This is a genomic window from Massilia agrisoli (genome assembly GCF_020831365.1).
Taxonomy (GTDB): domain Bacteria; phylum Pseudomonadota; class Gammaproteobacteria; order Burkholderiales; family Burkholderiaceae_D; genus Telluria_A; species Telluria_A agrisoli.
Genome location: NZ_JAJHPV010000013.1, coordinates 48,151 through 72,124 on the forward strand (window position 1 = coordinate 48,151; position 23,974 = coordinate 72,124).

Annotated in this window: 19 protein-coding genes; 13 read left to right on the forward strand and 6 right to left on the reverse strand. The window is 65.4% G+C overall.

From position 1 onward, the window contains the following. The first annotated feature begins 70 nt into the window (after positions 1 to 70). From LMJ30_RS09120 to LMJ30_RS09130, 3 genes are all read left to right on the forward strand, one after another. Positions 71 to 775 (forward strand): hypothetical protein, encoded by a 705-nt coding sequence (locus tag LMJ30_RS09120; RefSeq protein ID WP_229432042.1) that lies wholly within the window; start codon positions 71 to 73, stop codon positions 773 to 775. 88 nt (positions 776 to 863) lie between these two features. Then, on the forward strand, positions 864 to 1,214 hold the full coding sequence (locus tag LMJ30_RS09125; RefSeq protein WP_229432043.1) for a hypothetical protein: 351 nt from the start codon (positions 864 to 866) through the stop codon (positions 1,212 to 1,214). 63 nt (positions 1,215 to 1,277) lie between these two features. Beyond that, positions 1,278 to 1,613, forward strand: coding sequence for a hypothetical protein (locus LMJ30_RS09130; RefSeq protein ID WP_229432044.1), 336 nt, complete (start codon positions 1,278 to 1,280; stop codon positions 1,611 to 1,613). A gap of 10 nt (positions 1,614 to 1,623) precedes the next feature. Here LMJ30_RS09130 and LMJ30_RS09135 read toward each other — a convergent pair whose 3' ends face one another. After that, a complete protein-coding gene (locus tag LMJ30_RS09135) occupies positions 1,624 to 3,678 on the reverse strand; it encodes a tetratricopeptide repeat-containing diguanylate cyclase (protein ID WP_371873008.1) in 2,055 nt (684 codons plus the stop codon). A gap of 331 nt (positions 3,679 to 4,009) precedes the next feature. Here LMJ30_RS09135 and LMJ30_RS09150 point away from each other — a divergent pair, with 331 nt between their 5' ends. After that, the gene (locus LMJ30_RS09150; RefSeq protein WP_267869620.1) at positions 4,010 to 5,926 is read left to right on the forward strand and encodes a TOL_0244 family TonB-dependent receptor; all 1,917 of its coding nucleotides are present in this window, start codon (positions 4,010 to 4,012) and stop codon (positions 5,924 to 5,926) included. Between the two features lie 8 nt (positions 5,927 to 5,934). Next, on the forward strand, positions 5,935 to 6,504 hold the full coding sequence (locus LMJ30_RS09155; protein WP_229432046.1) for a TOL_0243 family YfiR-like periplasmic protein: 570 nt from the start codon (positions 5,935 to 5,937) through the stop codon (positions 6,502 to 6,504). Here the strand turns inward: LMJ30_RS09155 and LMJ30_RS09160 are convergent. From LMJ30_RS09160 to LMJ30_RS09170, 3 genes are all read right to left on the reverse strand, one after another. Continuing rightward, the gene (locus LMJ30_RS09160) at positions 6,501 to 8,288 is read right to left on the reverse strand and encodes an ABC transporter ATP-binding protein (protein ID WP_229432047.1); all 1,788 of its coding nucleotides are present in this window, start codon (positions 8,286 to 8,288) and stop codon (positions 6,501 to 6,503) included. The two genes, LMJ30_RS09155 and LMJ30_RS09160, sit on opposite strands and share 4 nt — an antisense overlap. Then, the gene (locus LMJ30_RS09165) at positions 8,278 to 10,029 is read right to left on the reverse strand and encodes an ABC transporter ATP-binding protein (protein ID WP_229432048.1); all 1,752 of its coding nucleotides are present in this window, start codon (positions 10,027 to 10,029) and stop codon (positions 8,278 to 8,280) included. Before LMJ30_RS09165 ends, LMJ30_RS09160 begins: the two co-directional genes overlap by 11 nt. Before the next feature lie 102 nt (positions 10,030 to 10,131). After that, the gene (locus tag LMJ30_RS09170) at positions 10,132 to 10,812 is read right to left on the reverse strand and encodes a phasin family protein (RefSeq protein ID WP_229432049.1); all 681 of its coding nucleotides are present in this window, start codon (positions 10,810 to 10,812) and stop codon (positions 10,132 to 10,134) included. 197 nt (positions 10,813 to 11,009) lie between these two features. On the opposite strand from LMJ30_RS09170, the gene LMJ30_RS09175 reads away from it, so the two are divergent. The 8 genes from LMJ30_RS09175 (at position 11,010) to LMJ30_RS09210 (ending at position 18,604) form a co-directional block, all read left to right on the forward strand. Continuing rightward, entirely contained in the window at positions 11,010 to 12,281 is a 1,272-nt protein-coding gene (locus LMJ30_RS09175; protein WP_229432050.1) for an amidohydrolase family protein, read from the forward strand. A 55-nt stretch (positions 12,282 to 12,336) separates the two neighbouring features. Next, entirely contained in the window at positions 12,337 to 12,852 is a 516-nt protein-coding gene (locus tag LMJ30_RS09180) for a GNAT family N-acetyltransferase (RefSeq protein WP_229432051.1), read from the forward strand. Positions 12,853 to 12,988: 136 nt separating this feature from the next. Further along, the gene (locus tag LMJ30_RS09185) at positions 12,989 to 13,855 is read left to right on the forward strand and encodes an STAS domain-containing protein (protein WP_229432052.1); all 867 of its coding nucleotides are present in this window, start codon (positions 12,989 to 12,991) and stop codon (positions 13,853 to 13,855) included. Positions 13,856 to 13,859: 4 nt separating this feature from the next. Further along, entirely contained in the window at positions 13,860 to 14,222 is a 363-nt protein-coding gene (locus tag LMJ30_RS09190; protein ID WP_131428948.1) for an STAS domain-containing protein, read from the forward strand. A 43-nt stretch (positions 14,223 to 14,265) separates the two neighbouring features. Continuing rightward, a complete protein-coding gene (locus tag LMJ30_RS09195; protein WP_229432053.1) occupies positions 14,266 to 14,682 on the forward strand; it encodes an ATP-binding protein in 417 nt (138 codons plus the stop codon). A gap of 38 nt (positions 14,683 to 14,720) precedes the next feature. Continuing rightward, a complete protein-coding gene (locus tag LMJ30_RS09200) occupies positions 14,721 to 15,695 on the forward strand; it encodes an ATP-binding SpoIIE family protein phosphatase (RefSeq protein WP_307729288.1) in 975 nt (324 codons plus the stop codon). Further along, a complete protein-coding gene (locus LMJ30_RS09205) occupies positions 15,692 to 17,074 on the forward strand; it encodes an ATP-binding protein (protein WP_229432055.1) in 1,383 nt (460 codons plus the stop codon). The genes LMJ30_RS09200 and LMJ30_RS09205 overlap by 4 nt, the downstream gene beginning before the upstream one ends. A gap of 18 nt (positions 17,075 to 17,092) precedes the next feature. Then, positions 17,093 to 18,604, forward strand: a complete 1,512-nt coding sequence (locus LMJ30_RS09210; protein WP_229432056.1) for an ATP-binding response regulator — start codon at positions 17,093 to 17,095, stop codon at positions 18,602 to 18,604. An 86-nt stretch (positions 18,605 to 18,690) separates the two neighbouring features. On the opposite strand, the gene LMJ30_RS09215 is transcribed toward LMJ30_RS09210, so the two are convergent. Together LMJ30_RS09215 and LMJ30_RS09220 are read right to left on the reverse strand one after the other, a co-directional pair. Next, on the reverse strand, positions 18,691 to 21,597 hold the full coding sequence (locus LMJ30_RS09215; protein WP_229432057.1) for an MGH1-like glycoside hydrolase domain-containing protein: 2,907 nt from the start codon (positions 21,595 to 21,597) through the stop codon (positions 18,691 to 18,693). A gap of 10 nt (positions 21,598 to 21,607) precedes the next feature. Next, positions 21,608 to 23,452, reverse strand: coding sequence for a glycoside hydrolase family 13 protein (locus tag LMJ30_RS09220; RefSeq protein ID WP_229432058.1), 1,845 nt, complete (start codon positions 23,450 to 23,452; stop codon positions 21,608 to 21,610). Positions 23,453 to 23,974 lie beyond the last annotated feature (522 nt).

Below are 23,974 nucleotides of genomic sequence, written 5' to 3' on the forward strand. Positions count from 1 at the left end.
GGCCTGTGCGCGCCCGATGCCGCGCAGGGTGGACTTTTGCCCTTATTGCGGCACCGGGCAGCACGCCGGCGTGAACAACCCAGCCCATGTGCGCCCGGCGGGGGCGCCGTTCATTGCGCCGGCGCCCCCGCCGGCCGCGCCGCCACGGATGCCGGCGCCGGAGGCCGTGATGGCAGCCGCGCCAACGGTGGCCGCCGCCGCGCCCGCGCCCACGCCCGCAGCCAGGGGATGGGGACGCAAGGCGGCGCCGGCGCCCACGCCGGCCAAGGCGGAACGCGGCCCCGTCAGGCTGCGCTGGTGGCTGCTGCTGCTGGCCGTGGTGCTCGGCCTGTGGGTGTGGGACAAGCCAAGGAAAATCGAGGCCAGGGTCGAGCGCGCGCTTGCCCTCGGCGCCGAATGCAAACTGAACGAAGCGCAGGCGGAGCTGATCGAACTGCGCTCGACCCGGGCCACGCCCGAACAGCTACGGCGTCTCCAGCAGGGCCTGAACAAGGCATCGGCCGACTGCGAGCGCAAGCACGAGCGCGCCAGGGCATGGCGCGATACCGAAGTGGCGGTGGAGGCGGCGATCGACGACGCCAGTTTCATCAGGGCGCAGCAGCGCCTGCAAGGTTTTGTTCGCAAGTATGGCGAAGACGGGGATACCCGCAGCCTGAAGGAAAAGATCACCGCGGCCAGGATCGCGTGGCAAAACAGCGACGCCGGCAAGCTGGAAATGGAAAAAGCCGATTGCCGTACGCGGGGTGGCAGGTGGCTGGCCGGGAGTTGCTGGTGAGCGCCAAAATCGCAAGCCGCCTGGAACAAATAATTAGCAAAATATTATAATTTCAACTACTATTTAGTCTTCCTGACGGAGGATTTCCATGAAAGCTTGCCTGACCATCGCCACCCTGATGCTGGCATTGGCTGCCGCGCCAGCGCTGGCGTCCAGCTTCGATTGCGTCGCGCCGGAACTCCCCCACCGTTCGATCACGAACCAGGGCGTGCACCGTGTGCAGAAACAGATCAAATCGTGGCGCGACTGCTATGCCAGCCAGGAAGCGGCGGGCCATGTGACGGCCGACGCGCAAAAACTGAACGCCGAGGTCGACGCCGACATCCAGAAATGGATCGATGCGACCCGCGCCGCATCGCGCAACTCCACCAGCGCGGCGGTGCTCGCCCATATCGAACATGAACGCACGCGCTACCTGCGGTCGCGGCACCTGCGCTGACTCGCGCCGTTCCCGGCTGCACAGGTGTATTCTAACGAGCAATATTATCGACCGGACTTCACCATGAACACCACATTCATTTCCAAGGCCTTGCTGGCCGCGGCCATCCTCGCCGGTGTTGCCGCCTGCACCCCGCGTGAAGACACCATGGGGCCGGCGCAGAAAGCCGGCGCGGCCATCGACGATGCGGGCGAGGAGGTTGCGCGCAAACTCAAGGAAAAGCTCGACAAGGCCGAACAGGCGGGCGAAAAGATGGCCGATGCCGCGCGCAGCACGGGCGACAAGATCGAAGACGCCACCAGCGACGCCAGCCGCGGCCTGGAAGAGGCGACCAAAAAGGCAGGCAAGAAGGTCGAGCAGGCCGGCGAAAAGATCCAGGACGCGGCCGAGCCGGATTAACCAGCTTCGGCTAAGTCAGCGCGGCGCGCTCCGCGGCAAGCTGGCCGGTTTCCGGCCACTGCGCCAGGGGCGCCGCGGGCGCTTCGCCCAGCACCACCGTCATGTCGACAAAGCCTTCGCGCCAGGCGCGCTCGAGGTCCTGCTCGATGGCTTCCATCGAGGTCTTGTCGAAGTTGGCAAAGCCGCGCACGCCGTAGGCGCGGTTGCGGCCGTGGGCCTTGGCCAGGTACAGCGCCATGTCCACCAGGTTGACGGCGCGCTCCCACGACAGTTCCGTGCGGCCCGGCTTGAGCGGGAAGGGCGCGTAGCCGACCGAGACACGCACCGCGATCCGGTTGCCCTGGTAAATGATGTCCTGTTCCGCGATGCCCGCCAGCAGGCGGCTGGCGATCTCGTCGACGCCGCTCCTCGGGATCGCTGGCAGGAACGCCAGGAACTCCTCGCCGCCCCAGCGTACGATCATGTCGGTCTCGCGCAGGATGATGCCCAGGTTCTGCGAGATCATGTTCAGCACCGCGTCGCCCGCGGCGTGGCCGTGGCGGTCGTTGACGTGCTTGAAGTGGTCGACATCGAGCAGGAACATCGCGCCGACGATCTCCTCGCCCGAGGTGCCGGCGCCGCGCTGTTCGGTGTGGACGTGGGTGCGCATGAACTCCTGGAAGTGGCGCCGGTTGTACAGGCCGGTGAGCGGGTCGCGCGAGCTTTGCTGCTTCAGCTCGAGGTTCTTTTCATGCAGGCGCGCGTTGGCGCTGCGCACCTTGCGGTACAAAATGCCGACAATGACGGAGGCCATCGCGAACACCACCGCGAGCAGCCACCAGACGCGCTGCTGCAGCCGGCGATTGTCGATTTCAGTCGACTTGAGCTGGTTCTCGCGGCTTAGCAGTTCGATCTGCCGCTGCTTTTTCTCGGCCTCGTATTTTTCCTGCAGTTCCAGCATCGACTTCTGGCGGCGCTCCTTGAACAGTTCGTCCGACAGGGCGCGTTCGCGGTGGTAGGCCGCCACTGCTCCGGCCATGTCGCCCGCGCGTTCCAGCGCTTCGCCATACTCGGCCAGCACCGCTTGCAGTTCCGGTTTGTCGCCAGACTGCTCGTAGTAGGCCAGCCCAGATTCAAATTCGCGCTTGCCTTCGGCGATGCGGCCACGGCCCAGGTGGGCCTGTCCCAGGTTGACCCGGGCCGTCGCTTCGTAACTGCCGTTGCGTATTTGGTTCGCGGCCGTGATGGCCTGGCGCGCGTAGCTGGCCGCGCGGTTGTAGTCGTGCCGTTTCAGGTAGCTGTCGGACAGGTCGACCAGGGAACCTGCAATCATCGACGTTGCGCCAATCTTGCGCTCCAGCGCGAGCGCTTCAAGCAGCACGGTGAGGGCGCGGTCGGCCTGGCCGGTCTCGATGGCCAGGCCATATTCGGTGTTCTTCAGGGTGGCCATACGGCCGGGCGAGTTGGTCCTGGCCGCGATGGCCGACGCTTCCGCCAGCGCTTCGAAGCCCTTGTCGTATTCCTTCATCCGCCCATACTGGTTGGCCAGGGCGTTCAGCGACATCGCGATCGGGATAGGGCGGCCGTAGCTGCGCGCCAGCGCAACCGCGTCCTGCAGCTTGCCCAGCGCGGCAGGCAGGTGGCCTTCCTCGGCGTGGGCGTGGCCGGAAGTGATGGCCGCTTCCACCCGGAGCGCCATGTTGTCGGTGGTGACTGCGATCCGTTCGGCTTCCCAGAACAGCTGGTGCGACAGGTCGAGCTGGTTCTGGCGCGAGACGACATAGCCTTTCGACAGCAGGGCCTTGGCGACCAGGACCTTGTCCTGGTGCTTTCTGCCGAGCGCCAGCAGTTCGTCGGCGAGCGCAATGGCCGCGTCATGGCGCCCGACCGCGCGCTCGGCCAGCGATTGCAGGTTGAGGAACTCGCCCTGGGTGGCAGGGGGTGCGGCGCGCGATTCAGCCTCGACCTCGCGCAGCAGCACCAGCGCTTTCTCGGGCACGAAGCGGCCGACCTCGCGGATGTCGGCGAGGCGCCGGTCCAGCTCGGCATGCTGGGCAAACGACGGGGACGACACAAGGCACAGCACTGCCAGCAACGCTCGCGCCTTATGGTGGTGGATAGTCCTTATCATGGAGCCCGGCGGCATCATGTCCCTCTGTGTGGATCCGTCGCACAATTATATTCGTGTTGCATACCGGAAAAATCATATGCATGGAAGATTTTTCCCATTTCTGCACACGCTGTATTTACGCGCAAGGTATGCATCCCGTCTATTGGAAATGAGTAACAGGCGTCACGGCGCCCCGCGGCGTTGTGAGCAAGCAACGGAATCAGCAAAGGGGTCTGTATAATTTCCCGCTTGCCACCCGGGCTTGCGCAGTCCGGCCCGTCGCGCTTTCATCTTCCCCTGGAGTCTTATGCAACCCATCCGGAAACCCCCGGTCCTGCGGCGCGCCGTCGCGGCAAGCCTGCTCCTGCTCAGCGGCGGCGCGCTCGCCGACGACCAGGACCTTCCATCGCTGTCGCTCGAGCAGTTAAGCGATGTGGTGGTCACGTCGGTGTCGCGGCAGGAGGAACGGCTGGCCAACGCGGCGGCGTCGATCTACATCATCAGCGCCACCGACCTGGCGCGCAGCGGCGTGCTGACCCTGCCCGAAGCGCTGCGCCTCGCGCCCAACCTGCAGGTGGCCCGCGTCGATGCGCGCAACTACGCGATCACCGCGCGCGGCTTCAACAGCGCCTTCCAGAACAAGCTGCTGGTGCTGATCGACGGCCGCAGCGTGTACACGCCGCTGTTCTCGGGCGTGTTCTGGGATGCGCAGGATGTGCTGATCAGCGATATCGAACGCATTGAGGTCATCAGCGGCCCGGGCGCCACGATCTACGGCGCCAATGCGGTCAATGGCGTCATCAACATCATTACCAAATCATCCAAGGACTCGCAAGGCGGCCTGGCGGCTGCCGCAGGCGGCGACGAGCTGCGCACGGCGGGCATGCGCTACGGCGGCCGGATCCGCAACGGGCACTACCGCATGTACGCCAAGGCGATCGAGGTCGACGACACTTTCAACGCGGCGGGCGCCGACACCAACACAGGGTTCCGGCGCCAGCAGGCGGGCTTCCGGGCCGACTGGGACCTTGGCGGCTACGGCCTGCGTATCTCGGGTGACGCCTACCAGGGGCGGCTGGGGCAGACCGGCACGCGCGAGATCCGCATCAGCGGCGCCAACCTCACCGGCGCGTTCGACAAGCGCCTGGCCGGGGGCTCCGACCTGCATCTCGCCCTCATCTTCGACCATACGGAGCGCAACCAGCCGGGCGCGTTCTCCGAGCGCCTCGATACGATAGACCTGGCGCTGCAGCACAACGTGCGGCTGGGCGAAAACCACCGGCTGTCGTGGGGCGGCGGCTACCGCAACGCCAGCGACCGGGTCGACAACGGCCCGGCCTTCGGATTCCTGCCGGGCGACCTGCGGCTGCACTGGGCCAACCTGTTCGCCCAGGATGAAATCACCTTGTCGCCGGACCTGAAGGCGACGGTCGGACTCAAGGTCGAACGCAATCACTACACGGGCCTCGAACACCTGCCCAACCTGCGCCTGGCATGGACGCCCGGCGCCCGCCACCTCGTATGGGGCAGCCTGGCGCGCTCGGTACGCGCGCCGTCGCGCATCGACCGCGACCTGTATTCGCCGACGCAGCCGCCGGTACGGGGCGGCGTGCCGCAGTTCGCCATCGCGGGCGGACCGGAGTTCGTGTCCGAAGTGGTGAAGGTGGCTGAACTGGGCTACCGTTCGCAAATGACCGATACCTTCTCGTATTCGCTGACGGCGTTCCGCGGCGACTATGACAAGCTGCGTACCTTCGAACCGCGCCCCCAGGGCGGATCGGAGTTCCGCAACCTTGGCAAAGGCGCCAGCAAGGGCGTCGAAGCGTGGTGGCGCTGGCAGCCGGTGGCGCGCTGGCGCTTGTCGGGCGGCGCCGTGTTCCAGGACGTCGACGTATCCTTCAGGCCGGAGAGCCGCGACGCCAGCGCGGGCAGCGCGCTGGCAAACAATGACGCGCGCCGCCAGTGGTTCCTGCGCTCGTACTTCGACCTGTCGGACGCGCACAAGGTCGATTTCTCGCTGCGCTATAACTCGGGCCTGCCCAATCCGGCGGTGCCTGCGTACACCGAGCTGGACGCACAATGGACCTGGAATCTCGGGCCTGACCTGGATCTCGCGCTGATCGGCAAAAACCTGCTGCACGCGTCGCATGCCGAATTCGGCAGCGCGCAGGGGCGCAACCTGTACGAACGCGCCGCCTTGCTCAAGCTGGTGAGCCGCTTCTGACGCCAGCCATGCCTATTGCCTCCCATCCGGTTTCCCTGATGCGCCGGCTCTGCAGCCAGGCAGCCCTGCTGGCGCTGGTGGCGGCGGCGGGGCCGGCCGCCGCCGACGTGGGCAGCGAACGCGGTATCAAGGCCGCGTTCGTGTCGAAGTTTATCGGCTATGTCGAGTTCCCCGGACAGGCCGGCGCCGCGCCCGCGCCGCTGGTGATCGGCGTGGTCGGCGCCGATGATATCGCGGCCGAATTGTCGCGCATCGTGGGCGCGCGCGGCATCAACGGACGCGCCGTCAGCGTCAAAACCCTGGCCGCCGGCGGCCGGCTGGGCGCCGTCGACGTGCTGTTTGTAGGATTGAGCGAGGCGGACCGCGCCGAGCGGCTGCTGCGCCAGGCGGCGGCCGAAGGCATCCTGACCATCACCGAATTCGACCGCGCGCTGCGCCAGGGCAGCGTGATCAACTTTCGCATCGTCGACGAGCGGGTCCGCTTCGAGGTGTCGCTGGCCGCCGCCGAGAAGGCCCAGCTCAAGCTCAGCTCGCGCCTGCTGTCGGTGGCCTACTACGTCGACAAGGGCGCGCGCTAGGCTTCCAGCTGCTGTAGCAGGTACAGGCGCTGGTACAAGCCGCCGTCGATGCGCATCAGCGCCTCGTGGTCGCCGCTTTCGGCAATCCGTCCGTGGTTCAGCACAACGATGCGGTCGGCGTCGCGGATGGTCGAGAGCCGGTGCGCGATCGCGATGATCGTCACCTGCCCACGCAGCTCGTTCAGGGCGGCCTGGACGATCTGTTCGGTCTGGCTGTCGATGTGCGAGGTCGCCTCGTCCAGCAGCAGGATGCGCGGCTTGCCAGCGAGCGCGCGCGCAATCGCAATGAGCTGTTTCTGCCCGGTCGATAAACGTCCTCCCGCTTCGCCCAGCGAGGTGTCGTAGCCCTGTTCCAGCGCCGTGATGAAGTCATGCGCGTGGGCGGCGCGCGCCGCCGTTTCGATGTCCTGCTGCGTCAGGCCGCGGCCCATGTCGATGTTTTCGCGCGCCGACGCCGCCAGCAGGAACGGGTCTTGCGGCACCAGCCCTACCTCGGCGCGGAAGCGCTCATTGTCGATGCTGTCGAGCGCCTGGCCGTTGATCTCGATGCTGCCGTGCGGGCTGGGGTAGTAGCGCAGCATCAGCGACAGCAGGGTCGACTTGCCGCTGCCGGTGTGGCCGACGATGCCGATGAAGGCGCCGTGGCCGATCTCCAGCGACAGGTCGTGCAGCACCGGCTGGCCGGGCGCGTAGCCGAAGGTCAGGTGGGCGATCTTTACCGCCGGGGCGCCGGCCGCCTGCGGCTGCGCCGGCGTGCTGCCGCGGCCAATCGCGTGCTCCGGGGCGCCCGGTTCGTCCAGCAGCGCCTTGACGCGCGCGCTGGCCACGACGGCCTGCTGCAGGCCGCTGAACTGCATGGTGATCTGGATCAGCGGCTCGACCACGCGCGCGATATAGCTGATGAAGGCGTACAGGATGCCGACTTCGACCGCGTTCATCTCGCGCTGTCCGAAGCTGAAGATGACGACCGCCAGCAGCACCACGTTGAGCAGGTCGAGCGCGGGGCGCAGCAGGAAAGCGTTGGCGCGCAGTTCCGCCACCCGCGCCTTGTAGTGCTCATGGTTGGTCGCGGCGAAGCGCATGGCGAAGCGTTCCTCGGCGTTGTTCGCCTGGAGCACGCTCATGCCGCCGATGGTCTCGGCCATCTGGCCGTTGATATCGCTGCGCAGCGCGCGGGCGCGGGTGACCGCCGGCGCCGACAGGCGCTGGTACAGCCAGACGATGCCGAGCACCGCGGGCAGCAGGGCCAGCACGATCAGCATCAGGCGCCAGTCCAGCCACGCCATCGCGATGATGGTGCCGGCCAGGACGATGCTACTGTCGAGCATGACGAACAGCACCTGGATGTACAGGGTCTTGACCGCTTCGGTGTCGTTGGTGACGCGGCTGATCAGCTGCCCGGTGATGGCGCGGTCGAAGAACGACATCGGCAGGCGCAGCACGTGCGCAAACACCCATTCGCGCAGGCGCTGCACCGAGCGCATCGCCATGCCGGACAGGCGCACCAGCTGCAGGTAGCGCAGGCCGGTCGCGATCCAGCCGGTAACCAGGAAGCCGCCCAGCAGCAGCGCCATGCGCGGCACGTCGAGCTCGCGCGGCAGCAGGTGCTCGTCGATCAGCGCCTTGCCGAGGATCGGGCCGGTCACTTCCAGCGCCGCGGCGATCACCAGCCAGAACGTGGCCCAGCCAAGGTGGCGCCGGTCGGGGCGCGCGGCCCGGCGCAGCAGGGCGGTGGCCTCGGCCGCGTTCTGGCGCATGCTTTTTTGTTTCGGGTCAGTTTGCATCGAGGCTCGCCTCCAGTTGTTGGTAGCGCCACTGGCTGGCGTACCAGCCGTCTTGCGCCAGCAAGCTGTCGTGGGTGCCCGCTTCGGACACCTGGCCGTTGCGCAGCACCACGATATGGTCGGCGTTCACCACGCCCGACAGGCGGTGGCTGGCGATGACCACGCTGCGCTCGGGCCGTTCGCGCCGCAGTTCGGCAAGGTGCTCGAGGATGCGCGTTTCGGTGCCGGTATCGACCGCCGACAGGGCGTCGTCGAGCAGCAGCAGGGTGCTGTCGGCCAGCAGCGAACGGGCAATCGCGACGCGCTGGCGCTGGCCGCCCGACAGCGTGATGCCGCGCTCGCCCACCGGCGTGTCGTAACCCTGCGGGAAGCGCAGGATGTCGTCGTGGATGTCGGCCATCCGGGCCGCGTGTTCGATCTCGGCGCGCGAGGCGCCGGGACGCGCCAACGCGATGTTCTCGGCCACCGTGGCGGAGAACAGGAAGGATTCCTGCGGCACCCAGCTGATCGCCGCGCGCAAGGTGGCCAGGGTGTACTCGGACAGGGCATGCCCGCTCCAGGTGGCCGTGCCGTGCTGCGGCGTGGACTGGCGCAGCAGCACGCGCAGCAGGGTCGACTTGCCGGAGCCGGTCGGGCCCACCAGGCCGAGCGTCTGCCCTGGCTGCAGCGACAGCGTGATGGCCGAGAGGGCCGGGACGGCCTGGCCGTCGTAGGCGAAGCTGACCTGGTCGAGCGCCAGCGTGCCAGGCGCCAGGTGCGCCAGCGTGCCGTGGTCGTCGACGGTGAGCGGCGCGTCCAGCAGCGGCTGCAGGCGCGCCAGGCCAGCGCGTCCGCGCTCGATCAGCGAGAGCACCCAGCCGGCCGCGAACATCGGCCAGATCAGCTGGCCCAGGTACATCGTGAACGCGGTCAGCGCGCCGATGGTCAGCATGTCGTGCCACACCAGGTAGCCGCCCAGGCCCAGGGTCAGCACGCTCGCGGCGGTGAGGGTCAGCCCCACCGCTGGCTCATACGCGGCTTCCCACTTTTGCGCCGACAGGCCGGCTTCCGCTGCGCGCGCGGCCAGTTCGCTGAACTGCTTCGCGTTGCGCTGCTCCAGCCCGAGCGCGCGCACGGTGCGCACGCCCGACAGCGATTCCTGCACATGGTCGTTGAGGGCGGCGAAGCGCTTGAGCGAGTCGGACGCGGCCACGTGCATGTGGCTGGAGATGCGCCAGAACGCCAGCGCCATCAACGGGAAGGGCAGCAGGGCAATGGCGGCGAGGCGCCAGTCGACGCCGAGCGTCATGATGCCCAGCACCATAACCAGGGTCAGGGTGCCGTCGAAGCCGGCCAGCAGCGCTTCGCCGGCCGCCATTTCGATGGCGTCGATGTCGTTGGTCCCGAGCGCCATCAGGTCGCCCGTGCGCTGCTTCTGGTAGAACGCCGGGCCTTGCGCGGCCAGCCGCGCAAACAGGCGGGTACGCAGCTCGACGCCGAGCTGGTAGGCTGCCGAGTACAGGCGCAGCCGCCACGCCACCCGCAGCGCGTAGATGGCCAGGCCCATGCCCAGCAGCTGCGCGAGCCCCATCAGCAGGTCGCCGCTGCCCAGGCGCTGCGCTGCCATGCCGTCGATCATCGCGCCGATCTTGCGGGGTATCAGGATGGTGAACAGGGCCACGCCGAACAGCATCGCTGCCGACGAAGCATAGGCGCGCCAATGACGGCGGACGAACCCGCCGATCAGCTTAGATAAAGTCATGCACAATCCCTGGAGATTGGCCCGTAAAACAAAGAACGGGCCGAAGCCCGTCAATGTACACCGTTTGGCAAGCGGACGCAGCGAGCGCCCGGCCCGGCCCGGTCAGCGCTTTTTGCCGCGTTTGGGCGTCAGCAGGTTTTGCTCGAACACCGTTGGCGGAGGGCTGGCCTCGACCGGCTTCACCTGCGGCAGCACGTGGGCGCCGTCGGTGTCGAGCGGCGCCGCGGCAGGCTTGATATCGAGCGGCTTGCCGGCCACTTTGCCGGCAGCCTTCGCGATCGGCTTTTCTTCCGCCGCCGGCCCGGAAGCGGCTTCCGGCCTGGCTGCCACCACCGGCTTTTTGCTTGGCTTGACCGAACGCGCGTGTTCTTCAATGCCCTCTGCAGGTGCAGCCGCAGGTTCGGCCACGGGTGCTTGCGCGGCCACGCCTGGCGCCGGCGCTGCCTGCGGTGCGAACGCGAGGGGCGATGGTGCTGCCGCCTTGAACAGCCCGGCCTGGACGTCGGCCATGATGCTGAGCCACTGGCTGCCGTAGGCCACCATCTTGCTGAAATCTTGTGGGCCCTTGGCCAGGGCCAGCAGGTCGCGCGGGTCGCGCAGGGTGGCCAGCTGCTTGAGCGCGGCCGAGGAGCTGTCGACGGCGGCGCGGCTGGTATCGATATTCAGGGCGATCAGGCGCGCGGCGCCATCGAATGCACGGGCGCCAAACGACTCCAGGAAGTCGAGCTGGGCGTGGATCTGGGATTTGCTTGCTGCGGAAAACTGTTCTGGGAGAGTACTCATGGGGTTTCCTTTCGTTTATGACGCGCTGCAATATTGATTAGTGTATCTACGAAGTGCCGCCTTGAAAAGCTCTTTATGGTGCTAGTTTCCTAAAGAAATCTTGCGATGCAGCATCACTGATCAATATCAATGCTGCCAAGGCGCGCATGGGCTAGGAACCGCTACAATCGAGCCGACCCAGCCATAAGGATAGCCAGATGGATCTCGTGATTCGCAATGCCACCCTGCCAGACGGCCGCCAGGCCGATATCGCCATCGATGGCGCGCGCATCGCCGACGTCGGAGCGCGCCTGCCGTGCAGCGGGGCGCGCGAGATCGACGCCGAAGGCGACCTGGTCACGCCGCCTTTCGTCGACGCCCACTTCCACATGGACGCCACGCTCAGCTACGGACTGCCGCGCGTGAACGCCAGCGGCACCCTGCTCGAGGGGATTGCGCTGTGGGGCGAACTGAAGCCCCAGCTGACGCAGGACGCACTGGTCGAGCGCGCGATGCAGTACTGCGACTGGGCGGTGGCGCGCGGCCTGCTGGCCATCCGCACCCATGTCGATGTCTGCGACGACCGGCTGTTGGCGGTGGAGGCGCTGCTCGACGTGCGCCGCCGCGTGGCGCCTTACCTCGACATGCAGCTGGTTGCCTTCCCCCAGGACGGGCTGCTGCGCAGCCCCGCCGCATTCGGCAACCTGAAGCGCGCCATCGCCATGGGCGTGGACGTGGTGGGCGGGATTCCCCATTTTGAACGCACGATGGCGGCGGGCGCCGAATCGGTGCGCCTGCTGTGCGAGTTCGCGGCCGACAAGGGCCTGCGCGTGGACATGCATTGCGACGAGTCGGACGACCCGATGTCGCGCCATATCGAGACCCTGGCGGCCGAGACCCACCGCCTCGGGCTGCATGGCCGGGTGGCGGGCTCGCACCTGACATCGATGCATTCGATGGACAACTACTATGCCAGCAAGCTGCTGCCGCTGATTGCCGAATCGGGCGTGGCGGCGATCGCCAACCCGCTGATCAACATCACGCTGCAGGGGCGCCACGACAGCTATCCGAAACGGCGCGGCATGACGCGGGTGCCGGAACTGCTGGCCGCCGGCGTCGACGTCGCGTTCGGCCATGACTGCGTGATGGACCCCTGGTACGGACTCGGTTCGGGCGACATGCTGGAGGTGGCGCACATGGGCCTGCACGTGGCGCAGATGACGGGCAAGGAAGCGATGCACCAGTGCTTCCTGGCGGTGACGGAGACGCCGGCGCGCATCCTCGGACTGGAAGGCTATGGCCTGGCGCCGGGCTGCCACGCCGACCTGGTGCTGCTCGACGCCGGCAGCACGGTGGAGGCGATCCGTCTGCGCGCGGCGCGCAGGCTGGTGCTGCGGCGCGGCCAGGTCGTCAGCGAGGCGCCGCGTGCGCGCGCGTCGCTGGCCTTGCCGGGGCGGCCACGGGACATCGATTTCAGGCTGGGGCGGTAACAAGCACGGGAGTCGGTGCTAGACTTTGCGGTTCCACCAACCCAAACCGCCGCCTATGAAGATCCTTGAAACAGAGCGCCTGCGCCTGCGCACGCTGGACCAGAACGACGCTGTTTTCTATCTCGCCCTGGTCAATACGCCGGGCTTCATCGCATTTATCGGCGACCGCGGCATCCGCACCGTCGAAGCGGCCGCGCAGGCAATCGTTGACGGACCGATGGCCATGCAGGGCAGGCTTGGTCATTCGATCTACCTGGTCGAGGACAAGGCGAGTGGCGAACCTTTGGGCATGAGCGGCCTGATCAAACGCGACACCCTCGAGCATGTCGACATCGGCTACGCCTTCCTTCCCGAGCATTGCGGCAAGGGCTATGCGTACGAGGCGGGGCAGGCGGTGGTGGCGCATGCGCGCGATGAGATCGGCTTGCCGCGGCTGCTGGCGATTGTTTCGCCCGGCAATGTCGCCTCGATCGGCCTGCTGGAGAAGCTTGGCCTGGCCTTCGAACGGGTGGTGCACCTGACCGCAGAGGACACCGGCACTAGGCTTTATTCGCGGGTGTTTCTCAAATAATACTTTTGTTAACAGCCCGATTCAATTGTGCAACAGTTGGTTGGTATGTCCGCTATACTTGCGAGCTGGGTGAATTAATATTTCCTGCGCCCAAGAGATTTCCTGAATGTCCACACAGATCAACAAAAGGACCCGTATGAGCAACGATAAAAGCGTTCAATTAGCAGCGATCATCACCAAGCACGAAGCTGAACTGCTGGAGGGTTGGTTCTCCGGCATGATGTCCCGTATGCTTCGCCGCGATAAGAACGCCGAATCGGAGCTGCGCCAGCAAGGCGCGGCCTTCCTCAACCTGCTCAGTGAAGCGCTGCGCAACGGCGCCGGCGCCGACATCGAGGCCCCTGCCTGGGATGAAACGCGCCGCATGCTGGCCGAGATTTCGCACGCGCGCGTGCGCCAGGGCTTCTCGTCGATCGAAACCGCGCACTTCATCTTTGCACTGAAGGAGCCGCTGTTCGGCTACCTGCGCAATGAGCTGGCGAGCGAACCGGCGCTGCTGGTCGATGCGATGTCGACCACCGGCTCGCTGTTCGACCGCCTCGGCCTGTACACCATCGAGGTGTACCAGAAAGCGCGCGAACAGGTCATCCTGCGCCAGCAGCAGGAGCTGCTTGAGCTGTCGACCCCGGTCGTCCAGCTGTGGCAGGGCATCCTGGCGCTGCCGCTGATCGGTACCCTCGATAGCGCGCGCACCCAGGTAGTGATGGAAAACCTGCTGCAGAAGATCGTCGAAACCGGCGCATCGATCGCCATCATCGACATCACCGGCGTGCCGACCGTCGACACCCTGGTCGCGCAGCACCTGTTGAAAACCATTGCCGCCGCACGCCTGATGGGCGCGGACTGCATCATCAGCGGCATCCGCCCGCAGATCGCGCAAACCATCGTGCACCTCGGCGTCAACCTGGAAGACGTGCTGACCAAGGCCACCCTGGCCGATGCGTTCGTTGTTGCGCTCAAGCGCACCGGCTCGACCATCAGCCACGGCCAGTCGGGACACTGAGATCATGGACCGCATACCGATTCTGAGGATGGGCCGGCTGCTGCTGGTGACCATCCAGGTTGACATGCACGACCGGCTGGCGATGACCCTGCAGGACGACCTGACGACCCGCATCGTCAAGGACCGCGCCACCGGCGTACTGATCGATATCTCGGCGCTCGACATCGTGGACTCGTTCATCGGGCGCATGATCAGCAATACCGCGGCGATGGCCAAGATCCTCGACGCGCGCACGGTGCTGGTCGGGATGCAGCCGGCCGTTGCGATCACCCTGGTGGAGCTTGGACTGACGCTCGAAGGCGTCAGCACGGCGCTCAACGTCGAGCGCGGCGTCAAATTGCTCCAGCAGGAAAGCGAATGGGACTGAACCAGCTCCGCATGACCCACCTTGCCGGCCTGGGAGCACTCCCATGAATGCAGCCGTCACGGGTGATGTAGTCGCACAGCTCACTTCCGATGAGGACGTGGTCAGGGTGCGCAAACTGGTCCGCGACCAGCTGGTGGCGCTGGGCTTTTCGCTGATCGACCAGACCAAGATGGTGACGGCGGCCAGTGAACTGGCGCGTAACACGCTGCGCTACGGCGGCGGCGGCCACGCCGAACTCAATGTCGTCAATAACCACGGACGCCGTGGACTGTCGATCAGCTTTGTCGACGAAGGTCCCGGCATCGAAGATATCGCCAAGGCGCTGACCGACGGTTATACCACCGGCGGCGGCATGGGCCTCGGACTGTCGGGCGCCCGCCGCCTGGCCGACGAGTTCAACCTTGAATCCAGCCCGGGAAACGGTACCCGCGTAACAATCACGAAATGGAAACCGTTTTGACTCAATCCGCAGTACATTCAACTTTCCACGTCGGGGAGTTGAGCGAAATAGCGGCCGCCCGGCGGGCCGCTGCGGAGATGGCGCGCCGGCTCAGTTTTGACGAGACCCGCGCCGGCCGGCTGGCCCTGGTCGTGACCGAGGCTGCGACCAACATCGTCAAGCATGCGCGCGAAGGCGAGATCCTGCTGCGTCCGATCGTCACCCACGGTCACTGCGGCATCGAAGTGCTGGCGATCGATTCTGGTCCCGGCATGGCGAGCGTCGACCTGCTGATGGCCGACGGCACTTCGACTGCGGGCACTTACGGCGTCGGACTGGGGGCCATCCGGCGCCAGGCCGACAGCTTCGATATCTACTCGGCGCCGGGCAGGGGCACGGTGGTGATGATGACCGTCTGGTGCGCCGACGGACCGGTGCCGGAAACGGGCTGGGAAGTCGGCGCCGTCTGCCTGCCGATACCGGGCGAAGATGAATGCGGCGATAACTGGGGCGTCTCGTTCCGGCGCGGCGGCATCAGCGTGGTGGTGGCCGATGGGCTGGGCCACGGCCCCGAGGCCGCGCTGGCGTCGACTGCGGCAGTCGGCGTCTCGCTCGATTTCGACAGGGGCCCGCCTGGCGTGCGCATCGAAGACGCGCACGGCGCCCTGCGCTCGACCCGCGGCGCTGCGCTCGCCATCGCCGACATCGACGCCTACGACGGCAAGCTGTTGTTTGCAGGCGTAGGCAATATCGCTGCCAGCATCATCAGCAACGGCCCGCGCCGCCACCTGTTGTCGCACAACGGCATCGTGGGCAGCAACCTGCGCAAGGTGCAGGAATTCGAACAGCCGTGGGACAGTTCGTCGCTGCTGATCCTGCACTCGGACGGCATCAACACGCGCTGGGACCTCGGTGCGTATCCGGGCCTGTCATTCAACCATGCCTCGGTGATCGCCGCTGTCATCTACCGCGATTTCTTGCGCGGCCGCGACGACGCATCGGTGGTCGTCATTCGCGAACACCCGGTGTCATGAGCAGCCTGCGCATCGTCACGATCAACATCGCGACCGAGGTCGACGTCGTCAACGCGCGCCAGCGCGCGCGCGAAGTGGCGCGCATGTGCGGCTTTGGCGTGCAAGACCAGGTGCGCATCGCCACCTCGGTGTCGGAACTGGCGCGCAATGTGTTTAACTATGCGGGTGCGGGCCGGGTCGATTTTTCGGTTGAACAGCAGGGTGCAAAACAGGCCCTGCAAATTCGCATCGAAGACCGCGGCCCCGGCATCCCGCACCTCGACGTCGTGCTGTCCGGCCGCTATCAGTCGCAGACCGGCATGGGCCTCGGCATCCTCGGCGCGCGCCGCCTGATGGACAGCTGCGAGATCGATACGACCCCTGGCAAGGGCACGACCATCGTCCTGCGCAAGATGCTGCCGCCCGATGCGCGCCGCGTCACCTCGGCGACGCTGGGAGAAGTGGCGGCCATGCGCGTGTCGCAGCCGCCCGACATGCTCGACGAACTGCGCCAGCAAAACCAGGAGCTGCTGGGCGCCCTCGACGAACTGAAAGTCAGGCAGGAAGAACTGATCCAGCTGACCCGCGAACTGGAAGACACCAACCGCGGCGTCGTCGCACTGTACGCGGAGCTGGACGAAAAAGCCGAGCACCTGCGCCGCGCGGACGAAATGAAATCGCGCTTCCTGTCCAATATGAGCCATGAGTTCCGCACGCCGTTAAGCTCGATCCGCGCGCTGGCGACCCTGCTGCTGAACCGGGTCGATGGCGAGCTGACGCCCGAACAGGAAAAGCAGGTGTCGTTCATCCTGCAAGGCTCGGTGTCGCTTAATGACATGGTCAACGACCTGCTCGACATCGCCAAGATCGAAGCCGGCAAGGTCGACGTGCGCGCCGAGGAGTTCGATGTCGGCGAGATGTTCCGCGCACTGCGCGGCATGCTGCGCCCGCTGCTCGACGACGGCGGGGCCGTGGCGCTGGTCTTCGACGAACCGCCTGAAGGCATGGCCATGAACACCGACGAGGGCAAGCTTTCGCAGATCCTGCGCAACTTCATTTCGAACGCGCTGAAATTTACCGAGCGCGGCGAGATCGTGGTGCACGCCGAGGCGCTGCCCGCCAAAGGCTGCGTGCAGTTTTCGGTCAGCGACACCGGTGTGGGCATCGACAGCGAGCACCTGCAGATCATCTTCGAAGAATTCGGCCAGGTGGCCAACCACCTGCAGGCCAAGACCAAGGGCACGGGACTCGGGCTGTCCCTGTGCCGCAATCTCGCAGCGCTGCTCAACGGGTCGGTGAGGGTCGAAAGCACGCCGGGCAAGGGCTCGGTCTTCTATGCGATCATCCCTGTTGTATATACTGCAAGGCACGGCGATCAATTCGCGCCCGTATCAACTTAATCCGCCATGAGCCAGTCCATGCTATCGAACCTGCTTAATTCCGTCATTCTCATTGTCGATGACAGCGACGCCGCGCGGTATGCGCGCTCGCGCATCCTGATCCGGGCAGGGTTCAAGGTGATCGAAGCTGCAACCGGTAACATGGCGCTGACGATGGCGCGCGAGAACCGTCCCGACCTGGTGCTGCTCGATACCAAACTGCCTGACATCAACGGCATGGATGTCTGCCGCAAGCTCAAGTCGGACCTTGACACCAAGGCGATCCTGGTGCTGCAGACGTCCGCCTCGTACATCGGCGTGGCCGACAAGATCCGCGCACTGGAAGGCGGCGCCGACAACTACCTGTTCGAGCCGATCGAGCCGGAGGAGCTGGTTGCGAACGTCAAGGCGCTGCTGCGCCTTGCGATTGTCGAACGCGAACTGCGCGACGTCGACCGCCGCAAGGACGAATTTCTGGCAACACTGGCGCATGAACTGCGCAACCCGCTCGGGCCGATCCGCAGCTCGGTCGAGCTGCTGTGCAAGCTGGAGCCGTCGGTGCCGGAAGCGCAGGACCGCGCCCGCAAGACCATCGCCCGCCACACCGACCACCTGGTGCGCCTGGTCGATGACCTGCTGGACGTGGCGCGCATCTCGCAAGGCAAGATCACGCTGCACCAGGAACGCGTTGAACTGAAAAGCGCCGTGGCCAACGCGCGCGAATCGGTAGCGGGCATTATCGAGAGCCGCCGCCATACCCTGAACGTGTCGCTCCCCGAGAACGACGTGTGGATCAAGGGCGACCATGTGCGCATGTGCCAGATCATCGGCAACCTGCTGCACAACGCGGCCAAGTTCACGCCGCCGGGCGGCGTCGTGGGACTCGACCTGAAAGTTGAGGACGACGAAGCGGTGCTGCGCATCAGCGACAACGGCATCGGCCTCGAGGAAGCGAACATCGACTTCATCTTCGGCCTATTCGCGCAGGACGGGCATGCGCGCGACCGCGTGCAGGACGGGCTGGGCATCGGCCTGTCGCTGGTGCGTTCGCTGGTGGCGCTGCATGACGGCACCGTGACCGCGACCAGCCCGGGCCTCGGCAAGGGAAGCGTCTTCGAGGTGCGGCTGCCGGCCTATCCCTACGACCGCAGCAACGATGAAAAGGCGCTTGACCCGCGCCAGGGTACGGCGGCAACGCGTATCCTGGTGGTCGACGATAACGCCGACGCGGCCAATACGCTGGCGGAACTGCTGGGGATCGACGGCCATGACGTGATCACCGCTTATTCGGGCCGGGAAGCCCTGGCCCGGGCGGCCGACTTCCATCCGCGCTTTGTCTTCCTGGATATCGGCCTTCCGGATATGACGGGCTATGAAGTGGCGGCGCAAATGCGCAAGCTGCCGGGGATGGATACGGCGGTGCTGATCGCGCTGACCGGCTATGGCCAGGCACGCGACCGGGAGCTGGCGATGGATGCCGGCTTCGACGAGCATGTGGTCAAGCCGATCGACTTCGCCAAAGTCACCTCGCTCAATCTCCACACCCGATAACACGTCGTTCCCGCGCAGGCGGGAACCCATACGTCGCCTGAATATCAGCCTCAGCATGGGTTCCCGCTCCTGCGGGAACGACGTTCCTAGTTCGACTTCAGGATTCGAATGCCGTAAATATCGAACACGTTCGACGGCCCTTCGACGCCGCCTGCCGCGCTGAAGGTGCTGTTACTCTCCAGGTAGCTCATGTTGTAGAAGTCGCTGAGCTCCAGCCGGTACGTGCCAGCTTTTAGCCGCGCTTCGAGCGGCGTCGAATACACCAGCGGCGTATTTTCCTTCTCCACGCGCGCATGCGGCAGCTGAACCACGCCCTGCGCCGCAATGCGTCCCGCCGCGTCCTTCACCGCCAGCCACTTCACGCCGCCGCTGATCCCGAGGTTGATCTGGTTGGCGGCGTTGTGATACTGGACCTGCACGCGATACCTGCCTGCGCTGTCGACCTTGATTCCATCGACAGCAAAGCGGTCGCCCGGCTTGCCCCAGCCCTTGATGTGCGGCGCGGCGAAGCGCGCGTTCTGTCCCTGCACGCCCAGGCTCGCCTTCACGCGCGCATCGGTCACAGGAATGTGCAGCCCGCCATCGACGCAGCGCGGCGCGCTGTGGTGACTACGGTTGCCCGACTTTTCGAACTGGGCTTCAACCGCGTAGCAGCTGCCCTTTGTCGCGCCCGGATCGCGCCAGGTTCCCGCCGCCAGCCCGGCCGCGACCAGCTTGCCGTCGCGGTAGACGTTGTACACCGTGCCGGAAGGATTCCCACCCGCGCCGATGTCGATCGCCACCGCCTGGCCGTTTGCGGCAGCCAGGCTCGAAATGACCGGCTCGCGCGGACCGAAGACGGCGGGCGATTCCGCGTACGGGTCGGCGCTGACGCGGTGGATTGCGGATTCACCGGCACGCAGCGCGCCCAGGGTGACGGTAATCGTGTTCGCGGCTTTGAGCTGGTCGAGGCGGATCTGCTGCGATACCTGCGCGCCGTTCAAGGTCACTTTTGCGACCTCGTAATAGCCCCCGGCGGCGGACGCTGGCGGCAGCTCGACCCGCACATCGACCTGCTTGCCGTGCAGCCGAAGGCCATGCAGCGCGATCGCATCGGTTTTGCCGAACGCCTCGCGCCGGAGTTTGGCGGTGATGAAAGGCTGAACCCGAATGCCTCCGGGCTCCATCGACACGCCAAACACGTTTTCGACCACCATGCCAAGGTAGGCGCCGACAGACCACAGCTGGCGACGGGAGTTGATGACTGGGCCGATCAGGGATGGGTTGGCTTCGTCAAGCAGCAGCGGCTGGCCGGACAGCCACTCCAGGTTCTCCATGTTCGACAGGTTGACCGCGGCGCCGCGCATCAGCGTGTCATAGGCGGCGTCGGCGACGCTTGCATTGCCGGCCATCGCCGCGGCCTTCAGGCCATAGGCGGTGACGAACGGCCACATCGCGCGGTTGTGATACACCGGCATGCCTTGCTGCTGCGGATAGATGACCGGGGCGCCCATCGGGCCGTGCGGGTAACGGGCCAGGATGCTGCGCGCCTTGGCGCCGTCAGCGATGCCGGTGACGATGGCGAGCGACTGCCCGAGCCAGTCGAACTTGTGCATCGGCGCACCGTCAAAATGACCGGCGCTCAAGCTGCTGTACATGCCTGCGCCCGGAAGCCACAGCCGCGCGTTGATTGCGCTTTTCAGCTCGCGCGCCCAGCCCTTGTACTTCCTTGCGCGCGCATCGTCGCCGTGCTCCGCCGCGAGCGAGGCTGCCAGGGTCAGCGCCTTGTAGTGGCCGACGTTCGTCGACAGCGATTTCGAGCTTGCCATCGATGACAGGTCGTTGACGATCCACGCGGCGTAGCTCTGGTCGCGCCAGTCGAGGAAGGACTGTTCGCCGGTGTACAGGCCGCTCGCCTTGTCGAAGGCGGCGATGCGGTCGTTCTCGATGGTGTTCGAGAGCGCCTTGAGCGCGCGCGCGGCGAACGGCTTGCGCTCGGCCGCCGGCAGCGATTTGAGCGCCTCCTCGGCGCCGAAGGCCCAGGTGACGCGGTCGGTGCTGACCGGCCAGCTGCCGCCGCTGCCGGTATCCTGGATGACCTGCAGGCCATCCGCGCTCCCTGCCACCTGCTGCGCACGGGCGAGGCCTTTGCGGAACGCTGACAGTTTGAAGTCGAGCGAATTACGGGTGCGCGCCGGGTCCAGCATCGCCAAACCCAGGTCGACCGCGTAGGACAGGTCGCGGGTCCATACGTAGTGCCACTTCTCGCCGGTTTCGAAGCACTCGCAAGGGATGGCGGCGCCGCCGTTGTAGTTGCCGTCCTTGATCTCGCTGACCGAATCCTGCCGCATCTCGGTGGCGGCCAGCGCAAACAGCGCGTCGAAGGCCAGGTTGCCGGTGCGCGATACCGGCAGGCCCTCCGGTTCGCTGTAGACCGCGTACTGCGGCCCCGGATCGCGCAGCTGCATCGTGGTCGACTGCGCGTAGGTGCGCAGCGGCGCGGCTGCGTCCTGTACCGAGAAGCGTACTGTCTCCTGCTTGCCGTCGAAAGTCGGGTAGGCCACCGCCGTCTGCTGCTGGTGGCCCTTGTGCGGGTTGATGGCGGCGACGGCCGGATTCGGCAGGCGCGTCACGCGCAGCTTCGGCGCCTTCGGGTCCGACACGTCCACGCTGAATTTATAGGGCGCGGTGGTTTTGACGAACAGGTAGTCCTCGGGACCGGCGCTGGTGTCCATCCGGTAGTCGGTATCGGTCGCCACCTTGACGCTGGCGTTCGGGTCGATCACCCATTCCGCGCTCCAGTCCTTGCTGCCCACCTTGAACGCGTGGTTGCCCGGGCTGATCAGGATGTCGGCTTCGTACACGCCCTTGCCCTTGTAGACCATCGCATTATCGGTTCCCCAGCCGTTGAAGGCGCCGCGGATGAACAGGTCTTTGCCCACCGGCCCTTGCGCGCCCGCGGCAGTGCCGCAGGCGAGGAGGGCGGCGATGATCCAGCGTGATTTGTTGGTCATGGCGGTGTTCTCAGATTTCGAGGATGAGTGCTGTTTTGGCAGGCAGCGTGAGCGCGCTATCGAGCGCATACGTTTTACCGCTGATGACGTCGACGCCCGATTTCACGCCCTTGAGCATCTCGTGGAAGCGTGCGGTCGGCAGCACTGCATCCTTCGCGCCCTTGTTCAGCGCGACCATGACCTTCTTCTGGCCGTCATAGCGGAAGTACACATAGGTGCCGTGCTCCGCGCCAAAGTGCATCGTTTTCCCGTGGTGGATGACCGGCTGCGCTTTGCGCCAGTTGACCAGTTTCCTGACGAAGGCCTGCGCTTCGCGCTGTTGCGCGCTCAAGCCCTGGCCGGTGAATGCGTTGACCTTGTCGCCGGCCCAACCGCCAGGGAAGTCTTCGCGGTAGCTGGCGTCATTGCGCTCGCCGGTCGCGCTGGTCATCAGCATCTCGGTGCCATAGTAGAACTGAGGGATGCGCGGCATCGTCATCACGAACGCCAGGTTGATCTTGTACAGGCCGAGGTCTTCGCCGACGACGCTGAACAGGCGCGAAATGTCGTGGTTACCTTCAAACAGGACCAGGTTGCCGGCGTCCGGATAGAGGTAGTCCTGCGACAGCGTTTCATACACGTCGGTGAAGCCGGTGTCCTTGTTCGCGAGCGCGCTGCGCATCGCTTCGGCAATCGGGAAGTCCATCAGGCTTGGCAGGGAGCTGGTGTAGCCGTCGAAGTTGACCTTGCCCTTCTGCCAGCGCGATACCACTGCCGGCGACTTGTGCCACTCCTCGCCGACCATGTTCAGGTTCGGGTATTCGGCCATCAGCCGGCGCGTGTACTCGGTCAGGAAGGTGCTGTCGGAGTAGCCGTAGGTGTCGATGCGCAGGCCCGACAGGCCGGCGTATTCGATCCACCAGATATTGTTCTGGATAAGGTAGTTGGCGACCAGAGGATTGGTCTGGTTCATATCCGGCATGCCGGTCGAGAACCAGCCGGTGGTGAAGTTGGCTGCGTCCTCTTTCGATGCATACGGGTCCTGCACGGCGACCCGGTGGTGCATGGTAGGGACAAATTTGCCGCCGTGGTTGGTCCAGTCGGGCGTCGGCATATCCTTCATCCACCAGTGGCCAAGGCCGATGTGGGACAGCACCACGTCCTGGATCATGCCGATGCCTTTCTTGCGCGCCTCCTGCGTCAGCTTGCGGTAATCCTCGTTGCTGCCATAGCGCGCGTCGACCTTGTAATGGTCGGTTGCCGCATAGCCGTGATACGAGTAGGCAGGCATGTCGTTCTCGACGACGGGCGTTGGCCAGAGCTGCGTGAAGCCCATGCCGGCGATGTAGTCGAGGCTGTTCAAGATGCCCTTCAGGTCGCCGCCGTGGCGTCCGCCGCCATTGGCGCGATTGAGCTTGTCGGCCATCGGCGCCAGGCTGTCGTTGGACGGGTCGCCGTTGGCGAAGCGGTCGGGCATGATCTGGTAGATCGCGTCGGTACTGTTAAAGCCCACCCGCGCGGCGGAGCCTTTTTCGCGCGCCAGCAGCTGGTATGTGTACTTGACGCTGTCGGCGCCATCCTTGAACGTGATATCGAACTTGCCCGGGGCCGCGCCAGGTTCGATGACCAGGTCAACGAAGAGGTAGTTCTTGTTGGCGACGCGGGTGACCGTGGCGATGCGCACGCCCGGATAGCTGAGGACCGGTTCGAGGTTTGCGATCTGCTTACCGTGCACCATCAGCTGGACCTTCTTCTCCTGCATGCCAGCCCACCAGAACGGGGGTTCCATGTGCTCGATGCGGTAGTCCTTCGCGATGGCGGCGCCGGGAACCAGCAATGCACTCGCAGCCAGCAGGGAAAGGGTAAAGCTCTTCATCGCGTTCTCCGTCGATTAGTTGTTTCGTTGTTCTGTTGTGGATCAGGCAGCGCAGCCTTCCAAACGTGAAGGGCTGCGCTGCGGCCTGAAAAGTGAGAGAGGGAAACGGGTCAAGTTGTCCCACTTTTTATCGACAACTGCTACAGCCACTGGCTGTCTTGTTGCTTTGTTTCACGTTTGCGTAGTTCGACTACACTATTTTTTGTCATTCGAGCATACTACAGAATGAAACGCCCTTCAATTAACGCCAGCGGACTGGTCACGCGCGAGTCAGGCCGGAGGCTAGTTTAAGTACATCGGCTGAAAAGCGGCCTTGACACTGCGAAACGGACGCCGAAAGCGCCAGCGTAAATATTGTCCGCATAGAAAAGTTTCGCACCGGAATGGTGCAGCCAAGGCCCCAAGTAGTGCAAATAATGCGAAATGTAGTCGTACTACATCATGCATATGCGCGCTTTGTACCCGAAATACAACGTGTTCGCCCTTTAGCTACGGGAGTTTTAGTAAAATTGTGGCATTTTG

Coding starts and splice junctions, on each gene's coding strand:
- LMJ30_RS09125 (WP_229432043.1), top strand. CDS start 864: ATGAAAGCTTGCCTGACCATCGCCACCCTGATGCTGGCATTGGCTGCC.
- LMJ30_RS09130 (WP_229432044.1), top strand. CDS start 1,278: ATGAACACCACATTCATTTCCAAGGCCTTGCTGGCCGCGGCCATCCTC.
- LMJ30_RS09150 (WP_267869620.1), top strand. CDS start 4,010: ATGCAACCCATCCGGAAACCCCCGGTCCTGCGGCGCGCCGTCGCGGCA.
- LMJ30_RS09155 (WP_229432046.1), top strand. CDS start 5,935: ATGCCTATTGCCTCCCATCCGGTTTCCCTGATGCGCCGGCTCTGCAGC.
- LMJ30_RS09160 (WP_229432047.1), bottom strand. CDS start 8,288: ATGCAAACTGACCCGAAACAAAAAAGCATGCGCCAGAACGCGGCCGAG.
- LMJ30_RS09165 (WP_229432048.1), bottom strand. CDS start 10,029: ATGACTTTATCTAAGCTGATCGGCGGGTTCGTCCGCCGTCATTGGCGC.
- LMJ30_RS09170 (WP_229432049.1), bottom strand. CDS start 10,812: ATGAGTACTCTCCCAGAACAGTTTTCCGCAGCAAGCAAATCCCAGATC.
- LMJ30_RS09175 (WP_229432050.1), top strand. CDS start 11,010: ATGGATCTCGTGATTCGCAATGCCACCCTGCCAGACGGCCGCCAGGCC.
- LMJ30_RS09180 (WP_229432051.1), top strand. CDS start 12,337: ATGAAGATCCTTGAAACAGAGCGCCTGCGCCTGCGCACGCTGGACCAG.
- LMJ30_RS09185 (WP_229432052.1), top strand. CDS start 12,989: ATGAGCAACGATAAAAGCGTTCAATTAGCAGCGATCATCACCAAGCAC.
- LMJ30_RS09190 (WP_131428948.1), top strand. CDS start 13,860: ATGGACCGCATACCGATTCTGAGGATGGGCCGGCTGCTGCTGGTGACC.
- LMJ30_RS09195 (WP_229432053.1), top strand. CDS start 14,266: ATGAATGCAGCCGTCACGGGTGATGTAGTCGCACAGCTCACTTCCGAT.
- LMJ30_RS09205 (WP_229432055.1), top strand. CDS start 15,692: ATGAGCAGCCTGCGCATCGTCACGATCAACATCGCGACCGAGGTCGAC.
- LMJ30_RS09210 (WP_229432056.1), top strand. CDS start 17,093: ATGCTATCGAACCTGCTTAATTCCGTCATTCTCATTGTCGATGACAGC.
- LMJ30_RS09215 (WP_229432057.1), bottom strand. CDS start 21,597: ATGACCAACAAATCACGCTGGATCATCGCCGCCCTCCTCGCCTGCGGC.
- LMJ30_RS09220 (WP_229432058.1), bottom strand. CDS start 23,452: ATGAAGAGCTTTACCCTTTCCCTGCTGGCTGCGAGTGCATTGCTGGTT.